The 25007-nt window shown below is 36.6% G+C and carries 19 protein-coding genes and 1 tRNA gene; 9 read left to right on the top strand and 11 right to left on the bottom strand.

Annotation, left to right across the window (positions count from 1 at the left end):
* Positions 1-238 precede the first annotated feature (238 nt).
* The 3 genes from EIB73_RS04025 to EIB73_RS04015 all read right to left on the bottom strand — a co-directional run bounded on the left by EIB73_RS04025 (position 239) and on the right by EIB73_RS04015 (position 4678).
* The gene (locus EIB73_RS04025; protein WP_125022862.1) at positions 239-2377 is read right to left on the bottom strand and encodes a catalase; all 2139 of its coding nucleotides are present in this window, start codon (positions 2375-2377) and stop codon (positions 239-241) included.
* A 29-nt stretch (positions 2378-2406) separates the two neighbouring features.
* Positions 2407-2973, bottom strand: a complete 567-nt coding sequence (locus EIB73_RS04020; protein ID WP_125022861.1) for a YciE/YciF ferroxidase family protein — start codon at positions 2971-2973, stop codon at positions 2407-2409.
* A gap of 721 nt (positions 2974-3694) precedes the next feature.
* Entirely contained in the window at positions 3695-4678 is a 984-nt protein-coding gene (locus tag EIB73_RS04015; protein ID WP_125022860.1) for a hypothetical protein, read from the bottom strand.
* Positions 4679-4927: 249 nt separating this feature from the next.
* Between EIB73_RS04015 and EIB73_RS04010 the strand changes: the two genes are divergently transcribed.
* The 3 genes from EIB73_RS04010 (at position 4928) to EIB73_RS04000 (ending at position 7040) form a co-directional block, all read left to right on the top strand.
* Positions 4928-5500, top strand: a complete 573-nt coding sequence (locus EIB73_RS04010; protein ID WP_125022858.1) for a DUF421 domain-containing protein — start codon at positions 4928-4930, stop codon at positions 5498-5500.
* A gap of 67 nt (positions 5501-5567) precedes the next feature.
* A complete protein-coding gene (locus EIB73_RS04005; protein WP_125022855.1) occupies positions 5568-5825 on the top strand; it encodes a SemiSWEET transporter in 258 nt (85 codons plus the stop codon).
* 204 nt (positions 5826-6029) lie between these two features.
* The gene (locus tag EIB73_RS04000; protein ID WP_125022853.1) at positions 6030-7040 is read left to right on the top strand and encodes a M28 family metallopeptidase; all 1011 of its coding nucleotides are present in this window, start codon (positions 6030-6032) and stop codon (positions 7038-7040) included.
* 96 nt (positions 7041-7136) lie between these two features.
* Here EIB73_RS04000 and EIB73_RS03995 read toward each other — a convergent pair.
* Positions 7137-7208, bottom strand: a tRNA-Arg gene (locus EIB73_RS03995).
* 119 nt (positions 7209-7327) lie between these two features.
* Entirely contained in the window at positions 7328-10114 is a 2787-nt protein-coding gene (gene uvrA / locus EIB73_RS03990; protein WP_125022851.1) for an excinuclease ABC subunit UvrA, read from the bottom strand.
* A 347-nt stretch (positions 10115-10461) separates the two neighbouring features.
* On the opposite strand from uvrA, the gene EIB73_RS03985 reads away from it, so the two are divergent.
* The 4 genes from EIB73_RS03985 (at position 10462) to EIB73_RS03970 (ending at position 15545) form a co-directional block, all read left to right on the top strand.
* A complete protein-coding gene (locus EIB73_RS03985; RefSeq protein WP_125022849.1) occupies positions 10462-11178 on the top strand; it encodes a DUF2490 domain-containing protein in 717 nt (238 codons plus the stop codon).
* Positions 11179-11278: 100 nt separating this feature from the next.
* The gene (gene dnaN / locus EIB73_RS03980) at positions 11279-12409 is read left to right on the top strand and encodes a DNA polymerase III subunit beta (RefSeq protein WP_125022847.1); all 1131 of its coding nucleotides are present in this window, start codon (positions 11279-11281) and stop codon (positions 12407-12409) included.
* Positions 12410-12569: 160 nt separating this feature from the next.
* The gene (pheT, locus tag EIB73_RS03975; RefSeq protein ID WP_125022845.1) at positions 12570-14972 is read left to right on the top strand and encodes a phenylalanine--tRNA ligase subunit beta; all 2403 of its coding nucleotides are present in this window, start codon (positions 12570-12572) and stop codon (positions 14970-14972) included.
* Between the two features lie 135 nt (positions 14973-15107).
* Positions 15108-15545: an META domain-containing protein gene (locus EIB73_RS03970; protein ID WP_125022843.1), complete on the top strand. Its 438-nt coding sequence runs from the start codon at positions 15108-15110 to the stop codon at positions 15543-15545.
* 56 nt (positions 15546-15601) lie between these two features.
* Here EIB73_RS03970 and EIB73_RS03965 read toward each other — a convergent pair whose 3' ends face one another.
* From EIB73_RS03965 to EIB73_RS03940, 6 genes are all read right to left on the bottom strand, one after another.
* Positions 15602-15844: a hypothetical protein gene (locus EIB73_RS03965; protein ID WP_125022841.1), complete on the bottom strand. Its 243-nt coding sequence runs from the start codon at positions 15842-15844 to the stop codon at positions 15602-15604.
* Between the two features lie 185 nt (positions 15845-16029).
* Entirely contained in the window at positions 16030-16923 is an 894-nt protein-coding gene (locus EIB73_RS03960) for a 3-hydroxybutyryl-CoA dehydrogenase (RefSeq protein ID WP_125022839.1), read from the bottom strand.
* Between the two features lie 12 nt (positions 16924-16935).
* Positions 16936-17754, bottom strand: a complete 819-nt coding sequence (locus EIB73_RS03955; RefSeq protein WP_125022837.1) for a M23 family metallopeptidase — start codon at positions 17752-17754, stop codon at positions 16936-16938.
* Between the two features lie 3 nt (positions 17755-17757).
* Positions 17758-18642 (bottom strand): class A beta-lactamase, subclass A2, encoded by an 885-nt coding sequence (gene bla / locus EIB73_RS03950; protein WP_125022836.1) that lies wholly within the window; start codon positions 18640-18642, stop codon positions 17758-17760.
* Positions 18632-19405: an alpha/beta hydrolase gene (locus EIB73_RS03945; protein WP_125022834.1), complete on the bottom strand. Its 774-nt coding sequence runs from the start codon at positions 19403-19405 to the stop codon at positions 18632-18634. The genes bla and EIB73_RS03945 overlap by 11 nt, the downstream gene beginning before the upstream one ends.
* Before the next feature lie 30 nt (positions 19406-19435).
* Positions 19436-20398: a Gfo/Idh/MocA family protein gene (locus EIB73_RS03940; RefSeq protein ID WP_125022832.1), complete on the bottom strand. Its 963-nt coding sequence runs from the start codon at positions 20396-20398 to the stop codon at positions 19436-19438.
* Between the two features lie 113 nt (positions 20399-20511).
* Here EIB73_RS03940 and EIB73_RS03935 point away from each other — a divergent pair, with 113 nt between their 5' ends.
* Positions 20512-21162, top strand: coding sequence for a protein-L-isoaspartate(D-aspartate) O-methyltransferase (locus EIB73_RS03935; RefSeq protein WP_125022830.1), 651 nt, complete (start codon positions 20512-20514; stop codon positions 21160-21162).
* A gap of 348 nt (positions 21163-21510) precedes the next feature.
* Positions 21511-24798, top strand: a complete 3288-nt coding sequence (gene ccsA / locus EIB73_RS03930) for a cytochrome c biogenesis protein CcsA (protein ID WP_125022828.1) — start codon at positions 21511-21513, stop codon at positions 24796-24798.
* The last annotated feature ends 209 nt before the right edge of the window (positions 24799-25007 follow it).

The raw sequence follows: 25007 nt of genomic DNA, 5'->3' as shown, positions 1-25007 counted from the left end.
TTTCTGCTTCCGTGCTTATCGTTTTTGCAGATAAATAAATAGCGTTTTTTTAAAAAAGATTTAAAGACTTAATAATCAAGATATATTTTTGACTTCAATTAGAATAAACAGATAAAAACTCGAAATCATTTAGGATTACATTTTAAATAGAGCTTCGACTTACTTAATTAATATTTCCAATAATTTATAAAAAAGAGCGGCTGTGAAGCCGCTCTTTTAAAGTTATAATTTACAATTTTTAGGCAGGGACCGAATTCCCTTTTTCCCTTTTCCAAAAGCGGTGTTGTTTAATATCTGCGACGAAATCATTTAAATTTCCCGTCGTAGAAAGACCTTCACTTTTTAGAGCAGATTTTGGTAAGGCTTCTTCCAGTAAATTTTTACCGTTCTTATTAACAGCAATAGGTTTACAATGTTTAAAGGCTTCTGCAACAAAATGAACCGCATCGGCATTCTCGCACAGGATTTTCACACTGTCACCTCCGGGCACATATACGGCATCGAAGACAACGGAAGCAGCGGTCAATAAACTCTCATCAACTGGATATTGATCACCCGATTTTGTAGTAACAAACCCATGTTTTGGTGCGATAATAGCAACCATTGCACCCAGGTCGCACAAGTTTTTTTTCACTTTTGTGAACGCCTCATCTTCCACACCATCTGCAGTCAAAATTGCAATTCTTCTTGCTTGAATGTCGGTGGGTAATTTTTTAGACATAGTTAAAGACGGTGCATCCTGAATCGGAAGTTTTTCTTTAAAGGAATGGTAACGTTCTAAATCACCATCCGCAGGAATGCTGTCGGTGATAGGCTGTGGTAATCTTTCAGGGACTAAACCTAATTTATCGCCCACGATTTGAGCCAGTTCTTTATCGATTTCTAAAAGCATATTCACCATTCGCTGGCGGATCGGAACGATTTTCACCTTTCCTAATTCAAAAGCAAAGGCATTTTGAATATGTCTTTTTTCATCTTCCGACATGCTTTTGTAGAATAATTCAGGTTGACTGAAATGATCAAAGAAACTTTTGCTTCTTCGTCTGATTTTCTTAGAATCAATTCTTTCCTCGAAAGAAGAGAATCCACCTTCGGAGATCATGGCTTGGAACGGACATCCACCGCCCATAGAATTGGGATTATATGCCACTCTTCCTTTATTGATCTGCATTCTGTGCATTCCATCACGCTGATTATTGGTGACTTCAGGAATCGATTTATTGATTGGAATCTCATGGAAATTTGGACCTCCTAAGCGAGAGATCTGTGTGTCGGTATAAGAAAACAATCTTCCCTGAAGCAGTGGGTCATTTGTAAAATCAATTCCGGGAACTAAATGTCCGGGATGAAAAGCGACTTGCTCCGTTTCTGCGAAGAAATTATCCGGATTTCTGTTTAAAGTCATTTTTCCAATGATTTCTACAGGAACCATTTCTTCCGGAATCAATTTTGTTGGGTCCAGAAGATCGAACGGATATTTATGCTCATCTTCCTGAGGCACGATCTGTACTCCCAATTCCCACTCCGGGAAATGTCCTTCATCAATGGCTTCCCATAAATCTCTTCGGTGGAAATCAGTGTCTTTACCGGCAATTCTTTGTGCTTCATCCCAGGCTAAACCGAGGACTCCCTGTTTTGGCTTCCAGTGGAATTTTACAAAATGCGACTTTCCTTCGTCATTAATGAATCTGAAAGTATGAATTCCAAAACCTTCCATCGTTCTCAAACTTCTTGGGATGGCACGGTCGCTCATGAGCCACATCACATTGTGCATTGCTTCCGGCATCAAAGAAATAAAATCCCAGAAAGTATCGTGCGCAGATGCCGCTTGTGGAATTTCATTATGGGGTTCGGGTTTTACGGCATGTACTAAGTCCGGAAATTTCGTGGCATCCTGAATGAAAAAAACAGGCATATTATTTCCTACCAGATCGTAGTTTCCTTCCTGCGTATAAAATTTAACAGCAAAACCCCGAACATCCCGCGGTACATCGGTAGAACCTCTAAAACCAGCCACCGTTGAGAATCTTACAAACACGGGCGTTTTAATCGAAGTATTGTTAAGGAATTTTGCTTTGGTATATTTTTCCATTGACTTGTACAGTTCAAAAACGCCATGAGCGCCGGAACCTCTTGCATGAACAATTCTTTCCGGAATTCTTTCATGATCAAAATGCGTAATTTTTTCTCTCAGGATAAAATCTTCCAGTAAGGTTGCACCTCTTTCGCCAGTTTTTAGAGAATTCTGGTCATCATTAATTTTTAAACCTTGATCTGTGGTCATAAATTCACCCTGATTATCGGTGGTAAATTTCCCCAGCTGTTCTTGTTTAGGATTTGCGCCGTTCTCGAACGGTTCGCTTTCATTTATTTTCATAAGGCTATTTCTACGGTGTTGGGATTGTTTTAGACTGCATTTAGATCTTTGGACTGAAGTTTTCCATCTACAGCTTGCGAATTCAAATTGGTATCGGCGATATAGCTCAACAGCATATCCGATTTTTTTTCTTCGCCTAAAGTTTTCAATATTAAATCTAAGGCTGTTCTTTCATTTAGAGTTTTCGCAAACGCGGCTAAAGTTCCGTAAGTTGCAATCTCATAATGCTCTACTTTTTGAGCACTTGCAATAATTCCTGCGTCGCGAACCGGTCCTTCTGCCGTTTCATTCATAATTTCTTCGCCTTCCTTAATGATACCGTCAATGGCGTGACATTGTTTTGCTTCTGCTTTTTCACCCATCGATTCGAATGTTTTTTCTAATCTTACAACTTGCTCTTTTGTTTGAGCCAAATGGTCTTTGATGGCTGTTTTTAATTTTTGATCAGTTGCCTGTTCGAACATTTTTGGCAATGTTTTTACCAGAGCATTTTCTGCATAATAAATATCCTTTAACCCATCGATGAAAAAATCTCTTAAATTAGATGCTACGGCGGATTTGTCTTGCTTTTCTTTAGCTTTTTTGTTTTTTTCCATTGTTTTTTATTTTAATGATATTATTGGAACTACAAATTGAATCCTAAGTTAGTTATAAAAGTGGATAAAATTCCTCATTTATCTAAGAATTATATAAAGTAAATGTTTTTGCAGATTCAAAACAGCATCCTAAAGTCATATAAATTCTTTTGCATCTGTAAAAAATTGTTTTAGGTCATTTTTTCATTGAGACCTCTGATTTTTACGATAGAATAAATAACGGAAAGTTAAAAAAGTAAAAAACGGGAAGATTATTATTCCACTTTCAACGAATCTGGACGAAATTATTTTGATCAGTTGCGTTGAATGTTTTTTATCGGCGACCGCATCTTTAGTTATTGCTGGACTTTAAAAAAGAGCATTTGGAAAACAGATGAAAGAAATATTAATACAAAGTTTGACGATGGTATTTACTTTTGTGATCATCGCTTCCCCTTATAAGATGGTAGAAGAGGAGATGCATTAGAATTAAAAAATCTTTAATGTAAAGTAGATTTTGATGATGAAATAGGAAGCATTCGAACTTATTTTCATTTTATATGAACATTTATTGCTAAAAATGATGCTTCGAAAATATCAACTCGGACTATAGAAAATGGGTTTAATTAACACATATCATATTCGCCTAAACGGATTTTACAGCTAAGATTTTGGTGTGTTTTGAAAGGATTTGAATTATTTTTTCTGATGAAAGTTGTTTTTTCGCCAATAATTTATGATACTAAAAAGGCAGATCGATTCCTTCCGGTATAACAAAATCCTTCGTGTAGGGATTTTCCAGAAAGCTTAAAAAGGGTTTTTGAAACTGAATGATATCGCCTCTTTGAATTCCGTAAACTGACCAGTAATTGGTGAGCAACTGTGCGAAAACTTCATCATCCCAGAAGCCGAAAACCGGACGGTTTTCTTTTGCTGTAATAGGAATCGCTTCGATGGTAATTCCGGCGTCGGTGTTTTCAATCTTATATTCCGCTTTGTACTGTAAAAGATAATCGCAGTAATGAAAACGAGCAAACAACTCTTCAAACTGAATGGGATGCAGAACATGACCTTCCATTTTTTCCAGAATTTCTTTTTGCTTGTCGCCAATTACTCCATTATCCTGCAAACACGCAACTAAACCAAAACCATTTACCCCAAACTGAAACAATAAATTTACCGTATCATCACGGTAACTGAAGATATCAGCAGAATATTTTAAGGGGAATACCGCAATACTCCAGGGTTTTTGTCCCACAAAAGAAATCGGTTCTATGATTGACTGCATCATGAGATGGAAATTCCCGAAACGTTCCCGCAATAGTGGTGATAGATTGAAAGGTTCCCGCATTCGGAGCATGCGTTCGCTTTCGTACCGCATTTCGTAATAGAGCATTCCATAAACCATTCTGCCCGTCCAGAGGAAAAGCAGGTGTTCGTCTAGGGACTTCATTCCTTCAAAACCTTTTTTATAGGCTTCCTGAATTTTTTCTTCCAGCTCTTCAAAGGCTTTTTTCACGCGTGCAGAACAAGGCAGCTGAAGATCTGCATAGGTGTAAGATTTGGATTTATCCATCATCTCAATCCGGTCGCTGCCAAATTTGAAATGCTCCATCAGCCATTCCGGATAGACCGTCATTTTCTCCGTGGTTAAATCGCCGGTAAGAAAACAGAACTGTTCGTCGAAAATTAAATCAGTAAATGGATTGAAAAGGGATAAAGACATAGTGGGTAATTAAATTGAAAACTTCGGACAAAGATAATGATAATCGCTGATTTACCTTACGATATTCGGTTCAACTTCTTTTATAAATAAAAGAAAAATGGACAGCTATTCCTCTTTAACTGAGTCTGAAATATTTTTTTTCAATAATCTAAAAATCTGCTGTAAAAAATAAAAAAAATTAAAATTTTAAGTGAATAAATGATAGATTTGTAAATACAATTCGTTTTTTATTAATCCTAAGTTAATATCATGATTGACGGCAGTGAATATACATTTGATCTCGGAAATTTGTTATTTGGAGATTTCAGTTTACTGATTTACTTAGAGATCATTATCAGGGTGACCATTATTATGGCGTATACGATCCTGATTATCAGATGGATAGGTAAACGCGCCATAGGAAGTTTGGGCAGTGCAGATGTTCTGTTGATTATCGCGATGGGAAGCGCGGTGGGTGATGCTACTTTTTATCCCTCAATTCCATTGGCAATACCACTAACTGTTATTACTTTAATCGCTGCTTTTCAAAAACTCTACGTTTATATCGGAATTAAAAATGAATCTGCCCGCATGGTAACGCATTCTAAAGTTGTAAAACTCGTGGAAAAGGGAAGGCTCATGACCGAGAATTTTACAGTGGACGAAATTGATGAAAATGAAGTCTATATGCTTTTGAGACAAGCGGGAATCCGGTATCTTTCGGAAGTTGAACATGCCTATTACGAGCAATCCGGCGTCATGAGTGTTTATAAATATGAAAATCCAAAACTGGAACATTCAATTTTGCCCGAACACTTGAAAGAACAAAATGTGGTGGAATAATTCTCTATTATTCTAATTTTAATATTTTTTAAATTTCCTTTAATTAAAGTCATTATCACATCAAAAAATGGACGAAAATATTTTAGGTCTTGTCGCAGGAGGAATAACCTCAGTCGCGATGTTGCCACAACTCATCAAAGTTTTAAAAAATAAAGACGTAGAAGATTTGTCGATTCTCATGATTCTTTTTTTAGTCCTCGGATTATCTCTGTGGGTTTGGTATGGCATTATCAAAGAGGAGTTGCCCATTATTTTGTCCAATGCTTTTGCGGTGCTGGTGAATATCTGTCTTCTAATTTCCTATTTTAGGTATCGAAAAAAATAGAAGTAAAGATTATCTTTTTTCTTTGAATTTTTTTGTAAGAAATTAATATCATTTGTAAGTTTTACCATTTTATTCATCGATGATCGGAATATTATTCTGTAATTCTGTGCTTCTGTCGTGTTTTAAACTACACTTGCTAAAAGCAAATTCTCCGATTTAAAAATTACTCCTATATTTAACTTTAAATTATAAAAATTAAAACGCATGAAAAACGCTAGGTATTTACTACTTCCACTGGCTTTCGCCCTTTTACAAAGTTGTGCTGCCAACCTTTCTTACTCTGGTTCACCATTCAAAAAATCAATGGAATCAATTACTGCAGATGAATTGAAAACCCATCTTTACATTGTCGCTGCGGATGATATGGAAGGTCGGGATACGGGCAGTGAGGGACAGAAAAAAGCCGGTCGGTACCTGATCGAACAATATCAAAAAATGGGAGTTTCTCATCCAAAATCAATGACCTCTTATTATCAAACCGTACCTTCGGAAGCAATGAAAGGCAGACGAGGAAATTTACCGCAATCTGAAAATATTCTGGCTTTTGTAGAAGGTTCCGAAAAACCTGAAGAGATTATTGTAGTTTCTGCACATTATGATCACGTGGGAATCAAAAACGGAGAAGTTTATAATGGTGCTGATGATGACGGAAGTGGAACAGTAGCGCTGCTCGAAATGGCGGAAGCTTTTCAGATGGCTAAAAAATCAGGTCACGGACCGAAACGTTCGATTCTGTTTTTACATGTAACAGGCGAGGAGCATGGGCTTTTAGGTTCTAAATATTATGCTGATAATCCCATATTTCCTATGGCAAACACCGTTGCCGATTTAAATATCGATATGATTGGCAGATGCGATGCTGAAAATTGTGGAAAAGAATATGTGTACGTCATTGGTTCTGAAATGTTGAGCACCGATTTAAAGAAGATCAGCGAACAGGCCAATAAAGAAACGGTAAACTTAGAACTCAATTATAAGTATGATGATCCGAATGATAAAGACCGATTATATTATCGATCAGACCATTACAACTTTGCAAAAAATGGGGTTCCTGTCATTTTCTATTTTGATGGAATTCACGAAGATTATCATAAACCAACTGATACGCCTGATAGGATTGATTACAAAGCGCTCCAAAAAAGAACGCAACTTGTTTTTGCGACAGCTTGGGAATTAGCCAATAGAAAGGATCGGATTGTAGTAGATAAGAAGTAGAATAGTCATAGTGAAATAGTCACCAAAAAAGTTTAAGAATAAAAAGAATCAAGGTCAATCTTGATTCTTTTTACTTTTTCATCTGTCTTATTTTAGTAGCCTCACCGGGAATCGAACCCGGATCTAAAGTTTAGGAAACTTTTGTTCTATCCGTTGAACTATGAAGCTGAAATTGCAGTCAAATTTATAACATCCCCGATAGAAAAGCTGGGAAATTTCAATCACTCTAAAAAATCAAGCCAACTCTTGAGAAGTTGGCTTTCATTATTTATAACAAAAAAATAATTTTATTTCAACTTCTCTTTTAAATATTTCCCCGTATGTGATTTTTTATTTTTTACCAAATCTTCCGGTGTTCCTGCAAAAACAACTTCGCCACCATATTTTCCGGCTTTCGGTCCGATATCGATGATGTAATCTGCGGTTTTAATAATATCGGGTTGGTGTTCAATAACGATAACAGAGTGTCCCAGTTCAATTAAAGCCTGAAGTGATTTCAACAGTTTATTAATATCATGAAAATGAAGTCCCGTAGAAGGCTCATCGAAAATAAACAGTGATTTATCTGTTGTCACCCCTTTCACTAAAAAGGACGCCAGCTTCACTCTTTGCGCCTCGCCGCCGGAAAGGGTGGAGGAGCTTTGTCCCAATTGCAGATAGCCCAAACCAACTTCCTGCAAAGGTTTTAATTTGGTCACGATCTTCTCCTGCTGATTTTCTTTAAAGAACGTTAAAGCTTCATCAACTGTCATGTGAAGAATGTCGGAAATATTTTTTTCGTCAAATTTAATTTCCAGAATTTCATTTTTAAAACGTGTACCATGGCAGGTTTCACATTCCAGTTCAATGTCCGCCATAAACTGCATAGAAACCGTGATCACGCCTTCACCTTTACAATCGTCACATCGTCCACCATCTACATTAAAAGAGAAATGTTTTGGCATTAATCCCTGCATTTTTGCCAATTTTTGTTTTGAATACAAATCCCGAATATCATCATAGGCTTTCAGATAAGTGACAGGGTTTGAACGCGACGATTTACCGATCGGATTCTGATCGATCAGCTCAATGTTTTTAATGAGTTTTGCCGGAAAATCAACCGAGTCATAATCGCCTTTTTTTCCACCCATTCCGAGTTGAATCTGAATATCATTCGTCAGAATTTCTTTCATTAAAGTAGATTTTCCACTTCCTGAAACTCCCGAAATGACGACCAAACATTCCAGCGGAATATCAACATCGATGTTTTTTAAGTTATTCTGACGCGCACCTTGGATATGAATCCACTCTTTCGGTTTTCTCCGGCTTTTTGGAACTTCAATTTCCAGTTTTCCTGTCAGATATTTTGAAGTTAAAGTATCTGCATCTTCCAACTCCACAAAGTTTCCGGCAAAAACCAGTTCTCCTCCAAGATATCCTGCTTCCGGACCAATATCAATGATATAATCTGCCGCTTTCATTACATCTTCATCATGTTCAACCACGATGACCGTATTTCCTAAATCCCGCAGACTTTTTAAAACTTCAATTAAATTTTCAGTATCTCGCGAATGTAACCCGATCGAAGGTTCATCTAAAATGTAGATCGATCCCACCAAAGAACTTCCAAGCGACGTCGCCAGATTAATTCTTTGACTTTCCCCACCGGAAAGCGTATTCGAGGTTCTGTTAATGGTTAAATATCCCAACCCAACTTTAGTTAAAAATTCCAGGCGTGTCGTAATTTCATACAGCAAACGTTTGGCGATTTCTGCATCGTGTTTGTTGAGTTTCAAAGATTTTATTAACGGTAAAAATTCATCCAAAGGCAACTCAATTACCGACTGAATATTGTGGCCATCGATCTTTACCCATTCTGTTTCTTTACGCAGACGCAATCCTTCACAAGATGGACACAAGGTTTTGCCCCGATATCTGGACAACATGACGCGATACTGGATTTTGTATAAATTCTCTTCCAGCATTTTAAAGAAATTATTAATGGAAGGAAAACTTTTCGATTCATCGCCTTTCCACAAATAATTTTTCTGATCTTTTGTTAATTGATGATAGGGTTTATGAATCGGGAAATCTTTGGCTTTTTTAATAAAATTTCTTTTCCATTCACTCATGCTTTCGCCTTTCCAGCTTGCCACGGCATCTTCAAAAACCGATAAATTTTTATTGGGAATCACCAGATCTTCATCTATTCCAATTACTTTTCCGTAACCTTCACATTCCGGACAAGCTCCGTAAGGATTATTAAAGCTGAAAAAATGGACGTTCGGTTCCATGAATTCCATTCCATCCAGTTCAAACTTATTGGAGAATTCCGTTATTTTTCCCGTCTCTACATTTTTCAGGGAACAGTATCCGTGACCCTCATAGAAAGCCATTTGAATAGAATCTGCTAAACGTTGCAGAAAACTTTCATTCTCCTCATAACTGAAACGGTCGATCACGAGCTGAATTTCCATATCAGGTTCAGGAACGAATCCGAAACTTTCCAAATCTTCTATACCGGCAACATTTCCGTTTACTTCCAATCTTGTAAAACCTGAGAGTTTTAAAGTGTTTGCCTGTTCTGTAAATTTTGAAACTTCGAAAGTTAATGGCGTTCTTAAAAGGAAGGTCTGGTTTTCATTCTTTTGAATAAAATTGATGACATCGGTTACGGAATCTTTTTTTACCTCATTTCCGGAAACTGGAGAAAAAGTTCTTCCTACGCGAGCAAACAACAGTTTTAAATAGTCATACACTTCCGTAGAAGTTCCCACGGTAGAACGGGGATTGCTGGATATTACTTTTTGCTGAATGGCAATGGAGGGCGCCAAACCTTTGATGTCATCCACTTTCGGCTTTTCTAATTTGCCCAAAAACTGTCTGGCGTAAGAACTTAAACTTTCTACGTAGCGGCGCTGTCCTTCAGCATAAATGGTATCGAAAGCGAGAGACGATTTTCCACTTCCGGAAACTCCCGTGATGACGATGAGTTTGTTTTTAGGAATAAGAACGTCAATATGTTTGAGATTATTAAGGTGTGCATTTTTTACAAAAAGCTGTTTCTTAATATCAATATCGTTAGGTATAATCATTATAAATTTTAAAGCCTACAAAAATACGGATTTTTTGAGAGAAAATTTTGCTAAGATTATTGCATGTTCAGGTTTTTTTTACAATATTTGTGTAACAAATAAGTAATAATCTCATGAAAAAACTTTTGAATGATTTGATTACACATTTGATGAGAAAAAGATAAGGAGTACCTCTTAAGATGCAATACCGAAGTGTTGCATTTTTTTTGTTTTTAAAGCGGCCTTTAATCGATTCTAAAACAGATCATGTTAATCTGCTCGTTGTTTGACTTTAATTTCTTTTGAAAAAAAATTTGACAACGTTAATTCCGCATGAATTTATTGTTAATTTTTTTTAATTTTGCGAAATGTCAAAACGCCTCTACGTACTCTTCGCTTTTCTCTTACTGCTTAAATTATCAGCACAGAAGGAAAATATATCCAGCTATAATGTTATAAATGTGACTTATCACATCAACCAGAAGTCTTTTGTGTATGCGGAAGGTCAGTTGCGGGGAATCAACGATTTTGCTTATCCAGACTATTACGAAATTAAAGGTGGGATCGGCTATGAAATATCAGATCGACACAAACCTTTGATTGGAATCGGCAGATATGTGAATTACAAAGACCATTCTTTAGATAAGGAAGAATTTCGCGTTTGGCTTCAGGATGTTTACGATGTAAAAGCTGGGAAATTTAAATTTGAAAACCGCGTTCGTGCCGAGAAGAGTTGGTTTTACTCGCCTGCAAAAGATGAACATTCGGATCGAATTCGCTTACGGTATCGATTAAATGTCTCCGTTCCTTTAAATGCTGAAAAAGTGAAGCCCGGGACTATTTCTGCCAATGCTTATGATGAAGTTTTCTTTGTAACCACCGACGAACCCTTGTTTGCACGCAACCGTGTTTTTGGCGGACTCAGTTATCAAATTGATAAAATCTTTTCAATTTCTTCCGGGTATCTTTGGCAGAGGGAATTTGCTGAGTCGGGCAATAAAAACATCCACTTTCTTTACTTGGGTTTATCTCTGAATTTAGATCGCAGTGGATTAAAAGAAATTAATTTGCAGACCGCAGATTAATGTTGGTAACTTTTTACAGGAAACACTTTTTATCACTTAAAATCTTGCATTTTTTGGGGTTTAATTTATATATTTGTGAAATTAATAATAATTGAGTTTTATGAAATTTATTGTTTCAAGTAGTGAATTACAAAAAGCCCTGCAAACGGTGAGTGGAGTTATCTCTAACTCCCAGTCTCGGCCAATTCTTGAGAACTTTTTGTTTGAGATTGAAAAAGATATCCTAAAAATTACCGCTTCGGATGGGGAAACCACTTTAATCACTTCCCTGGAAGTGAGATCTGATGCGGAAGGAAAAATTGCGGTACCTGCAAAAATATTTCAGGAATTTGTAAAAACATACGGGGAACAGCCGCTTACGCTTTCTGTAAAAGATGCGGAAGATGGAAACGGTAAATTACTCGAAATTTTAGATGAGAAAGACAACTTCGCGGTGGCTCTTGATCATGCTGAAGATTACCCGGAAATTCCAGAATTTGATGCTGCACAAAGTGTAACTATTTCTGCCGGAATTTTATCTGAAGCCCTTAACAATACTTTGTTTGCTACAAGTAACGATTCATTAAGACCTGTAATGACTGGAGTTTTATTTCAGTTTAAAGAGGATGAAACGAATTTTGTTTCCACAGATTCACACCGATTGGTGGTTTATAAAAGAACCGATTTGATTAATGCTGATCCTGTAGAATTCATCATGCCGAAAAAACCGCTTGCAATTTTCAAAAGTATTCTGGCTTCTTCAAACGACGAAGTTTCCATTGAATTCAATGAGAATATGGCGAAATTCACTTTTGGCAATAATATTTGGATCTGCCGTTTGATCGATGGAAAATATCCAAATTACTCTGCAGTAATTCCAAAAGAGAATCCGAATATTTTAACCATCAATAGAAATCTTTTATTGAACTCCATTAGAAGAGCTTCCATTATGTCGAATAAATCGACAAATCAAGTTCGTTTTAAATTATCTGGAAATATCTTGCATTTGCATGCAGAAGATACTGAGTTTGCTAATAAGGCAGATATGCAGATTCCGTGTGATTATAATGGAGAAGACATCAATATCGGTTTCAGTTCGAAGTTCTTAACAGAAATGTTATCCGTTCTTTCTGCAGATGATATTACCATGAAAATGTCGCAGCCAAACCGACCGGGAATTATCGAACCTGTAGATGGATTGGAAGATGAAGAGAAAATCCTTATGCTTTCCATGCCGGTTATCGGAATGTAAAATACACGCTAAAAGAGCTAGCAAAACATATTAATTGAGATTCAAAATTTTTTGAATCTCAATTTTTTTTTAACCTTCAAAATCACGATATTTGCACCTTTCGTATTTCAATTAATCAACGATTGAAATCTGATCCCTAATTTTTAGAAATCTCTTTACAATGAAAATCTCAAATAACTGGCTTAAAGACTATATTAAAACGGACCTTAAAACTGAAAAAATCGGTGATTATCTTACGGATATCGGTTTGGAAGTGGAAGGGATTGATTCATTCGAATCCGTGAAAGGCAGTTTGGAAGGAATCGTTGTCGGTAAAGTCTTGACGTGTGAGCAACATCCAAATGCAGATAAATTAAAACTGACCTCTGTTGATGTAGGAAACGGTAAAGTTTTAAATATTGTTTGCGGTGCACCCAATGTTGCGGCCGGACAAATAGTTCCGGTTGCCGTAGTCGGAACAAAAATTTACACCAAAGACGGAAGTTCTTTTGAGATCAAAGAAGCAAAAATTCGGGGTGAAGTTTCGCAGGGAATGATTTGCGCAGAAGACGAATTGGGATTAAGTGATGATCACGGCGGCATTATGATTCTGGATGATTCAAAATATGAAGTAGGGAAAAATTTTGCAGATTATTTTGATTTAACCAACGATCAGGTTTATGAAATCGGATTGACGCCAAACAGGACCGATGCCATGTCACATTACGGTGTTGCACGGGATTTAAATGCCTTCTTAAGCACCAATCAACTCAATACGACCTTCGAAAAAGTGGTTTCAAAACCTTTAACAATTGAAGGAACAACGGATTTTCAGATCGAAGTAGAAAATTCAGAATTATGTCCAAGATACTTAGGTGCAGTTATTAAAAATGTTAAGGTGGAAACTTCACCCGACTGGTTGAAAAACCGCCTGAAAGCCATTGGTTTGAGTCCTATTAACAATATTGTTGACATCACCAATTACATTCTGCATGGCTTTGGTCAGCCACTTCATGCTTTTGATGCCGATAAAATTGGCGGTAAAAAAGTCAAAGTTGGTGTGAATGAAAAGGGAACAAAATTCACTACTTTAGATGGGGTAGAACGTACATTGAATGGTTCGGAAATTATGATCAAAGATGGCGATAATAATCCGATGTGTATTGCCGGAGTTTTTGGTGGACAAAATTCAGGAGTGTCGGAAAATACCCAAACAATATTTTTGGAAAGTGCCTATTTTAATCCGGTTGGCGTAAGAAAAGGAGCGAAATTTCACGCTTTGAATACCGATGCATCTTTCCGTTTCGAACGTGGAGTAGATCCTAACTTAACCAAAACTGCTTTAACCCACGCCATTAAAATGATCGAGGAAATCGCAGGAGGAAAATTGGTTGGCGATCTATTGGAACATTATCCTGCAAAAATTGAAGATCACTATATCATCTTAAGATATTCTAAAATTGAACAGATTTTAGGTACAAAAATTCATCACGAAAAAATAAAGGAAATCTTAAAAGCCCTGGAAATTTCCGTGTTGAATGAAATACAAAACGGTTTGGAAATCTCGGTTCCTGCGTATAGAGCAGATGTAACGCGGGAGATTGATGTGGTCGAAGAAATTTTAAGAATTTATGGATATAATAAAATTGATTATCCGCAGAAAATATCTTTCACGCCGGTTAAATTAAGTTTTGATGATCAGGATGCTCTGGAGAATTCTTGGGCAAGAACTTTACAGAGCAATGGTTTTAATGAGGTCATGAACAACTCCCTAACTTCTGTAAAAGATGAAACTGATGCGGTGAAACTCTTGAATCCTTTGAGTGGTGATTTGGCATTTATGAGAAAGTCTTTGTTAGAAGGACTTTTGGAAAATGCAGATTATAATATCAAAAGAAAGAATCAGAATATCAAGTTTTTTGAACTGGGAAAAATTTATCATAAAAAAGAAAAATATCTGGAGAGAAAACAGCTCGCTGTTCTGGTTTCGGGAAGAGATCAGGCTGAAAACTGGTTACAGCCGAAATCCGGTACAGACTTTTACCGCTTAAAATCGTATGTGAAAATCCTTTTGGATACTTTACCATTAATGATTGAAGAGAAATATCTGGAAGATGAGCGTTTTTCCGATGCTATTGAATTATCTGCAAACGGAAAAACAGTAGCACGATTAGGAAAAGTTTCGCCGACTCTTTTAAAAAATGCAGATATTGACCAGGAATGTTTCTATGCAGAAATTGAGCTGGAAATATGTCAGAGTTTACGATCAAAAACGAATATAAAGTTCAAGGACATCCCTAAATTTAATAAGACGAGAAAAGATTTGGCCTTGTTGCTGGATAAAAATGTGAGTTATGCAGAACTTTATACAGCAGCGAAGAAAAATCCATCAAAATATTTAAAGACGGTGAATCTGTTCGACGTTTATGAAGGAAAAAATCTGCCGGAAGGAAAGAAATCCTACGCCATGAGTTTCGAATTGTTGAACGAAGAAAAAACATTGGAAGAGAAAGACATAGCAGAAGTGATGAATTCATTGATTAAAACCTTTCAAAAAGAGTTTGCAGCAGAATTGAGATCTTAAATGTTATTTAATTAATTATTATTTAAAAATGCATTTCTACGGAAATGCATTTTTTATTTCCCTGAAAGAATAAAAATAGGGCAGCCGTGGTCAACTCAATATTATTACTTAAATTTGAGAGATAAAATTTTAAAGATGAAAGCAATTCACTTCTCACAAAAGAATATTTTTAGAAATACTTCCCTGGCTCTTTTTGCTGCGGTAACTTTAGCTTCTTGTTCTACCATGGCGACTTCTAAATCGAAGGTAGGAACGTCTCAGGCAAATATCACCAATACGCAATGGACTTTGGCCGATAATGTAAAAGGTAATAAACCGACACTGGTGATCGAAGGTTCAAAAATTACCGGAAATGGCGGTTGCAATAATTACTTTGCAGAATTAATGCTTGATCCCACGGTTGGTAATTTCTCTACAAAGAATATTGGAGCGACCAAAAAAGCTTGTCCAAATATGAGCGAAGAAAGCAATTATTTCAGCACGCTGTCTGCGGCCACCAAATATGTAGTGAATGGCAATACGTTGGAACTTTATAAGGACAATCTTTTGCTTTTGAAATTTACCAAATTATAATTTCGCTTACAGATAAAAAAAAAAGGAACTCAATTTTGAGTTCCTTTTTTTCTTATTTATTCTTCGTCTTCTTCCTCATCATATTTTGCGAGCTCCTCGTCACACCATTTGAAAGCAGCTTCAACTACTTTGGTTGCTTCGTCTGCAACGGTTTCTTCGTCATCTCCTTCCAGATCGTCGAACCATTCTACTTCCTCTTCCTCAACATTCAAAACAAATCTTGGGTATTCGGTATGTACTACGAATAAATCTTCAGGAAAATCTGAATTGTCTGCTAATAAAAACTTTGGTAATTTCATTTTCTTAATGTTTAAAACTGAGTCAAAGATAATCAAATTTATCGAAATTGGTTCCCGGGAATTTTAATTTTAACTAAATAATATCATGGATTATTTAAAGATTAAAAATCGAAAATTTTCTTCTTTTTTTCCTAATATCATTTTAAAATTCGTAAAGAAATTCTCTTGATTAAAAAGAGATATTCTTACTTAGTAAACATTTTAGAAACCTTTTCTGCCTTTTTACTTTCAGAATAATCGTAGAATCCTTCTCCTGATTTAACGCCCAATTTCCCGGCGGTCACCATATTAACAAGTAATGGATTTGGTGCATATTTAGGATTTTTGAAACCGTCGTACATTACATTTAAAATCGCAAGGCAAACATCTAAACCAATGAAATCCGCCAATTGCAATGGTCCCATCGGATGCGCCATTCCCAATTTCATTACGGTATCGATTTCTTCAACTCCTGCAACGCCATTGTATAAAGTTTCGATGGCTTCATTAATCATCGGCATTAAAATTCTATTGGCTACAAAACCCGGATAATCATTGACTTCCGTTGGTGTTTTGTCCAATCTTTTGCTCATTTCATAGATCTCGTCAAACGTTTCTTTTGAAGTAGAGTAACCTTTGATGATTTCCACCAATTTCATAATTGGCACCGGATTCATAAAATGCATTCCGATGACTTTGTCCGGACGGTTGGTGACCGAGGCAATTTTTGTAATAGAAATGGAAGAAGTGTTGGTCGCCAGAATACAGTTTGCAGGCGCTAAATCATCCATTTGTTTGAAGATCTTCAGTTTCAGATCAAGGTTTTCGGTAGCCGCTTCTACAATTAAATCTGCCTTGGTTGCGCAATCTTCTAATTTTGTAAAAGTTTTAATGTTGCTTAAAGTTGCTTCTTTTTGCGCTTCCGTCAAATTCCCTTTGGAAATGATACGGTCCAGGTTTTTAGTGATCGTTCCCAATCCCCGGTCTAAGGCTTCCTGAGAAACATCAACTAAACTAACCTTAAATCCGGTTTGTGCAAAGGTATGGGCAATTCCGTTTCCCATGGTTCCTGCCCCGATAACGACAATATTCTTATTCATTTTTTATAATTATTAATAATCTTTTGTATAACTTTTTCCTTCTTCCAAAAGTATGGCGTCACTTTCAGAAGTCTTAAATTTAGTCTTAATAAATGTTCTTTTGCCATCAATTCTATTAATGAAGACGGCGAAATGAAGATGCGGTCCGCTTGCAAAACCAGTACTCCCACTGTAACCGATGAGTTGATCTTTTTTTACGAATTCTCCTTTTTTCACCACGGTTCCCTTGTATTTCAAGTGCGAGTAATCCGCAAAAGTTCCATCGCTGTGCATGATCAAAATTTTATTATTGTACTTCGCACAGGAAATATCAGGACAGCTTTGGGTGAATTGATTAACGACCTGAACCACTATTCCTTCTCGAGCCGCTAAAATTGGACTTCCCGATTTAAGATCGAAATCCAGGGCAAATTCATTCTTATGCGAAAATTTACCGTCGTATCCCTGAAAGATAGACTGTGTTTTTCCTTTTTCGAAAGGTAAGGAATAAATATAATCTGCATCAAAATCCTCCTGCAGTGCATTCCCAAAATTGTAGGTGTTGCTGTAGGAAAAGGAGTTGGCAGTATTTGGTTTTATTTCTGAAAATTTTGTGATCAGGAATCTTTTCGAATTTGCGGGGATCACTACGATTTCATCATTGGAAAGGGTAGAAGCCAAATTATTCAGTTTAAAATTAAACTGAGCAGACATGGGCATCGGTTCATTATTATCTGCAAAAACTTCGATGTCCCGCCCAACGATCTCGTTGTAAAATCTAATATCCCATTTCTGTTGTGAAAACAAAGCGCTTTGGATCAGTAGAACCAGGATTAAAAATATTCTTTTCATTATTTATTTCCTGCTAAAATAATCAAAAACAATCTTAGAAATATCAGCAATCATTTTGGTGTTTGTATTTTCACTTTCCATTGAATCTGAAACCAATATGCTAATGGCATAGTGCTTTCCATTTGGTAAAGTAACAATTCCTATATCATTTTCTGCAGCAGTTAAACCGTTATCATTTTTTCCTGACGATCCTGTTCTATGCGCTACGGGAATATTTTTCGGCAATTGTGCTACCAATTTATTTGCGCCAGTCGTAGTTTCCAACATGGTCTGCATTAGAAAATCAGTAGATTGTTTCGAAAGAAGTTTCCCTTTATAAAATTTTTGCAACACAGCATTTAGAGAATTTGTGGTACTGGTGTTCCAATATAAATATTCCCAGCCTTCGTGCATTTTTCTTTCATCAGCAATTATGGTGAAATTTTTCACGCTGCTTTTGTCCATCTTTTTTTGGACTGTTTTTGTGCCTCCAATGAGATTTATTAAAATATCGGTAATGTTATTATCACTTTTGGCTACCATATATCTTAAGAGTTGTGCCAAAGTTTTTTCTGCATTTCCATCAGGAAATTCTTTCCGGAAAGGACTGTATGTATTTTCATACAACTCTGCTTTTGTTACGGGAATATTTTGATCCAGACTCAACTTCCCCTGATCAACTTGATCCAAAACTGCGAGAGCAATATGAAATTTAAAGACGCTCAACAGCGGAAGTTTTTTATTTCCGTTGATGCTTAAAGATTTATTTGTTTCAAAATCTAAAACAGAAACGGCTACGGTGGCATTTTTACCTTTTATAATTTGGTTAATATCCTTCTTTAAATCAGAATTTTGCGCTATTCCTAAAGAGAAAATTAATAAGAACAAGATTGATAATTTATTTTTCATTGAGGTATTCTAAGATTTTTGAAGTCAGATATTTTCTTTCTTCTTGATTAGCATCATTGTCCATACTGCTGTGTTTTATATCAGTAAATTGAACGGTAATTCCAAAATTTTTCTTTTCTTCATCAGAAGGTAAAACGGCTTCGTCGGCAGGATAATCGCTTGAACGTAAAGTATAAACTTTTGGTTTAGACGTTCTGGGTAAATCCATTCTTCTGTTATCCAAAGAAATTAATTTATGAATTAATTCCGGATGTTGATGTGCAAATAGAACCGACATATCTCCGCCATTAGAATGACCAATCACGGCCAGTTCATTAAAATTTAACGAAGGAAATTCCGTCTTTATTTTATTCAAAACAAAACTAATATTTTCTGCGCCACGTTTCCAATTAGACATTCTTGTCGTTTTGAAAGGTTCTTCCATCGACAACAGATCATCGTTTTTTAACTCGTGCTGAATGCTAATTATAAAATACCCTTTTTCAGCCAGAGCTTCTAAGAGATAAGTGTAATCTACGGCATAATCATCTCCTTTGTTACCACCATAACCATGACTGAATATAATTGGTGTTATGTTATCAACTTTTAAATTCACAGGTTGATAAATCGCCACAGGAATCAATCGATCCCGCGCAGAATCTATATATTCCGTTAAGATAAAATGATAGTTATATTTTCCTTCGTCAGCAGCAAGTCTTTTAGACTGGCAACTTAAGATCATCAATGAACAGAAGAATAGTAAAAAGATTTTTATTTTTGACATTAATTAAATGGAATCAATTTAGAAAATAGATTAGCTGATCAATCTCACAATTTCCAACGCCACTTTCAACGCTTCAGTGCCGTCTTCCAAAGAAACTTCTACCATCTTATCTTCGGTAATCGCATCTGCGAAACTTTCTAATTCATCCAAAATAGCGTTATTAGGCTGGATGTTCGGATATTCAAAAATAATTTGATTTTTTTCTCCTTCCGCATTTTCAATGATCATATCAAAATCACTCGGGCTTTCCGGAGCCGGTTTCATTCGAATGACTTCGGCTTTTTTCTCTAAAAAATCTACCGAAATATAGGCATCTTGTTGAAAGAAGCGGGATTTGCGCATGGCTTTCATTGAAATTCTGGAAGTTGTTAAATTCGCAACACAACCATTTTCAAATTCAATTCTCGCATTACAGATATCCGGAGATTTTGAAACTACAGAAACGCCGCTCGCATGAATTGCTTTTACCTTTGATTTGACAAGAGACAGCAGAATATCCAGATCGTGAATCATTAAATCTAAAACAACAGAAACATCAGTTCCGCGTGGATTAAATTCTGCCAGTCGGTGAATCTCAATAAACATGGGATTCTTAATATAATCTTTGGAACCGATAAAGGCAGGATTATATCGCTCTACGTGACCAACTTGCGCTTTAATTCCGAATTCTCGGCATTTGTAGAGAATTTCTTCTGCTTGCTCTAAAGTTTGTGTAACGGGTTTTTCTATGAAAAAATGAATGCGTCTGTCAATCGCTTTCATGGCATAATCATAGTGATAAAGGGTAGGCGTTACAATATCCAGCATTTCGATTTGATCTAAAAGTGCCTCGAAATTTTCAAAATATTTATATCCAAACTCCCTTTCGAGTTTTTTACCATTCTCTACATCAGCATCATGAAAGCCTACCAATTCGTACTTTTCAGATTGCTGAAGTAATTTTAAATGTATTTTCCCCAAATGACCTGCGCCAACTAAACCCGCTTTAAGCATAGAAAATTAATTTTTGTAAAGATAAAAAAAGATGTTAGATGCGAGAAGTTAGCTGTTAGAAAATTCTAAAATCTAAATTCTTATTTCTAAAATCTAATTCCTATTTTTGTGAAATGCAGGATTCGTACGTACATAAAGGAAAGAGAAAAATTTTGGTAGATTATCTTCGTGACAACATTGGGATTGCTGACGAAAATGTTTTGGCGGCCATTAATAAAGTGCCTCGACATCTTTTTCTGGAAAGCGTATTCGAAGATTATGCTTACGAAGATCGCGCCTTTCCTATCTTAGCAAAACAGACGATTTCCCATCCTTCCACGGTGGCGGAGCAAACCGCTCTTCTGGAAGTGGAGGAAAAGGATAAAATTCTCGAAATCGGCACGGGAAGCGGTTACCAGACTGCAGTTCTTATTGCAATGAACGCCTTTGTTTATACGATTGAACGCCAGAAGGATCTGCATGATTTCTCTCATCGTAAATTCCGTGAACTTAATCTTCGTCCTAAATTTCAAAGTTTTGGAGATGGCTTTTTAGGACTTCCAACATTTGCTCCTTTTGATAAAATTTTGGTGACTTGTGGCGCAGAAGTTTTGCCCACAGAATTATTGCATCAATTAAAAATCGGCGGAAAAATGGTGATTCCACTAGGGAAAACGGAAGAGCAGATCTTAATGAGATTTACAAAAAAATCGGAACGAGAATTTGAAAAGGAGGAATTTGGTGCCTACAAATTTGTACCCATGTTGAACAATACCAACCACTAAATCAACAATTCCAGTATTTTTAAAACATAGTTCCCAAACTCTTTTTTTATTAGAAATGTAATTTTGTAAGATGTTAAAATACAGCAGAATTACGTTGTAGAAATTATACGAAAACAAATCTAAACGATTTTGCAGAGGACAAATGTGTCCTTTTTTATTTTATTGCGGAAGAAAAGTATGATTTTATTCATATTTTTCAATGTAAATTAACTCAAAAAACAAGAGGTAAATTCTTCTTTTCAATATATACGTTGTATTTTTGCAATCGTTCAAATTTATTCTAAATTAAAAATAGCTGAAGTAATCGGTTACCTTTTTTTTCAGCGAAAGTAAATTTTTTATGTTCTCATGAAAAAAATTCAAAACATTCTTATTTCCACAAGAACCATGGCGGTTTTATTGTTGGTATACGCCGGTTCGATGGCTTACGCCACATTTTTGGAAAACGATTATGGTACTCCCACTGCAAAAGCATTGATCTACGAAGCGAAATGGTTCGAGGGCTTAATGCTCCTGTTGATCCTCAATTTTATTGGAAATATTACGAGATATCGGCTTTGGCGGAAAGAAAAATGGCCGGTTTTGGTTTTTCACCTTTCCTTTATTTTAATATTTTTAGGTGGTGCCATTACGCGATATGTAAGTTTCGAAGGAATCATGCATATTCGGGAAGGCGAAACAAGCAACGAAATTATTACCGACAAAAATTTCTTTAAAATTCAAATTGAAGAGAATGGTGATGTTCTTAATTATCAGGATGTTCCTTATTTAATGTCGCCGCTTCACAAGAACTTCAATGCAAATTACGAATATCACGGTAAGAAGATCGCGGTAAAAGCAATTGATTATATCCAGAGAAAAAAAGACAGTTTGGTGGTTGACCCACAGGGAATTGAATATCTTCATTTGGTTTCTACGGGACAAAACGGGCGGGAAAATATTTACATCAAACCCGGTGATTCAAAGTTGGTGAACGGAACTTTGGTTTCTTTCAACAGAGCCATCGAGGGGGCTGTGGAATTCAATAATACCAACGGAACTTTGCTCATTAAAACTCCGGTTGAATCGGAATATATGACCATGGCGACCCAGGCGAAAGGAACGACGAAAAAAGATGAATATGAACCTTTGGTTTTAAGAAGTCTCTATTCTATAAATGATTTGAAATTGGTTGTTCCGGAAGGTTTGATGAAAGGAAAACTCATCGCTTATGAAGGAGACCGTAAAAAAGACAAAGATGTTTCCGATAATTTGACGGTCGAAGTTCAGGGACCAAAATCAAAAGTACGCGTTGATCTTCCTGTTGAAAAAGGGAATCCAAATGCCTTCAAACAGATTTCACTGGACGGAATGAATATTATTCTTGGTTTCGGACCAAAAGTATATAACACTCCGTTTTCCTTGAAACTGGATAAATTTGTAATGGAAACCTACCCGGGAAGTTCTTCCCCAAGTGCATATGAAAGTCACGTACAAATTATCGACAAAGGAAAACAAACACCTTATAAAATTTACATGAATCACGTATTAAATCATGATGGATATCGATTATTCCAGGCAAGTTTTGATCCGGATAGAAAAGGAACCGTGCTTTCTGTGAACCACGATTTCTGGGGAACGCTGATTACTTATATCGGTTATTTCTTCCTTTTTGGGGGAATGTTTGTCATCTTCTTCTGGAAAGGAACGCACTTCTGGAAACTGAATACCATGTTAAAAAATGTCAGCAAAAAGAAAGGGGCGACCATCTTATTGCTTCTTTTAACGCTGAATTTAAATGCGCAGTCTATAGAAACGCATGGCAATACCGATGGTGGAAGTGAAATTTCCCATTCCGCAGATGATGGCCATAACCACGACGCTGCAGATTTACTGACTGAGGAGGCTGCTCCAAAAAAACAAAAGGCTGTTGGAATGTTAAGATCTCCGAAGCCAATTACCGCTGATGAAATTATCGCAAGAAATAAAATTTCTAAAGAACACGCCGATAAGTTCGGATATTTGTTAGTTCAAAATTACGAAGGTCGTATTGTTCCGATGAGTACTCAGGCTTTAGACGTTCTTAGAAAATTGTATAAACACGATAAATTTAATGGAACAGACGGAAAATCAATGACAGCTGAACAATGGTTTTTGTCAATTAATACCGATACTGCAAGTTGGACCATGGTTCCTATAATTAGAGTTGGTTCTAAAGGAGGAGAAGAGTTAAGAAAAAAAACCAAAGCTATTTATAAAGATCATAAGGCTTTAGGTGATGAATATTATACGTCCCTGATGAGCCTGTTCCCGGCCGACCAAAATGGTGCACTTCACTATGTTTTAGAAGAAGATTATCAGGAAGCCTTCCGGAAAAAACCCGCAGATCAGACCAATTATGATAAAGAAGTAATTGCCGTAAACGACCGTGTTCAGGCATTTAACGAATTCTTCAGTGGCCAGTTCATGAGAATTGTTCCCGTACAAAATGATCCGAACAATACGTGGCATTCCTGGTTAGACCAAAACTTCGAGCCGGACACAGAATCTCAGAAGGTAATGGGTCCTTATTTCTCCGAAGTATTATCTGCCCAAAAATCAGGTAACTGGTCCAAGGCCGATGCCGAATTGGTGAAACTGGAGCAATACCAACAAACCTGGGGTAAAAACGTAGTGCCAAGTGAATCGAAAGTGAAACTTGAAGTCTTGATGAACAAAGCAAATATCAACTTTTATTTATTGATGTTCTATTCGGTCATCGGTGGACTACTTTTGATTTTAGGTTTCATTGAATTATTTAAGCCGAATAGGCTCTTAAATAAAATAATCAGAGGATTAATTCTTGTGGGCTTGGTGGGCTATTTCCTACAATTCTTAGGCTTGGTAGGAAGATGGTATATTTCAGGCCATGCACCATGGAGTAACGGTTATGAAGCCATAATATTTATTTCGTGGGTGGCGATTTCTGCAGGATTATTACTGTACCGAAATTCAAACGCCCTGATTCCTGCGGCAGGATTTATGGTTGCCGTAATTATGATGGGATTTGCTCACGGTGGTTCAGCACTTGATCCGCAGATTACACCGCTGGTTCCGGTGTTGAAATCCTATTGGTTGATTGTTCACGTTGCGATTATTGTGTCGAGCTACGGCTTCTTCGGCCTCTCTATGATGATTGCGATAATCGTGTTGTTCTTCTATATTTTTGCGAACAAGAAAATTTTCAAAATTCACCACGATACCACGATCAAGGAATTAACCATCGTTTCAGAAATGTCCTTAACCATTGGTTTATATGCCTTAACCGTTGGTACTTTCCTCGGTGGGATTTGGGCCAATGAATCTTGGGGAAGATACTGGAGCTGGGATCCAAAAGAAACCTGGGCGTTTATCTCCGTCATGGTGTATGCATTCGTTTTACATATGCGATTAGTTCCGGGATTACGCGGAAGATGGGCATTCCATGTCGCTTCATTGTTTGCGATCAGCACTATCGTGATGACCTATTTTGGAGTAAATTACTACCTAAGTGGTTTGCATTCCTATGCAGCAGGAGATCCGATTCCTGTTCCGATCTGGGTGTATATCGGCATTGCATTTATGTTTACGCTCGCCATTATTTCTTACATCAAATTCAAAAAATTGAAGACGAAATAATATAAAATCTTAAGATCCTGAAAATTATTTTCAGGATTTTTTTTTTGAAGCATCCAGATTTTTCTTTTCTTACACAACTGGTCGCGCTTTCACTTCTCGCTTTTTTTGCGTTTGAAAACGGGATCTTAACTCGAAAGAAGAAGCAACGCAAAAAAGAGCTCATACAGGCCGTTCAATCGCGGCTATGATCAAGATCCGTTTTTCTTTTC

This window comes from Kaistella carnis (genome assembly GCF_003860585.1).
GTDB lineage: Bacteria > Bacteroidota > Bacteroidia > Flavobacteriales > Weeksellaceae > Kaistella > Kaistella carnis.
Note: the sequence above shows the minus strand (reverse complement) of the source record. Positions and strands in the feature narration are given on the sequence as shown.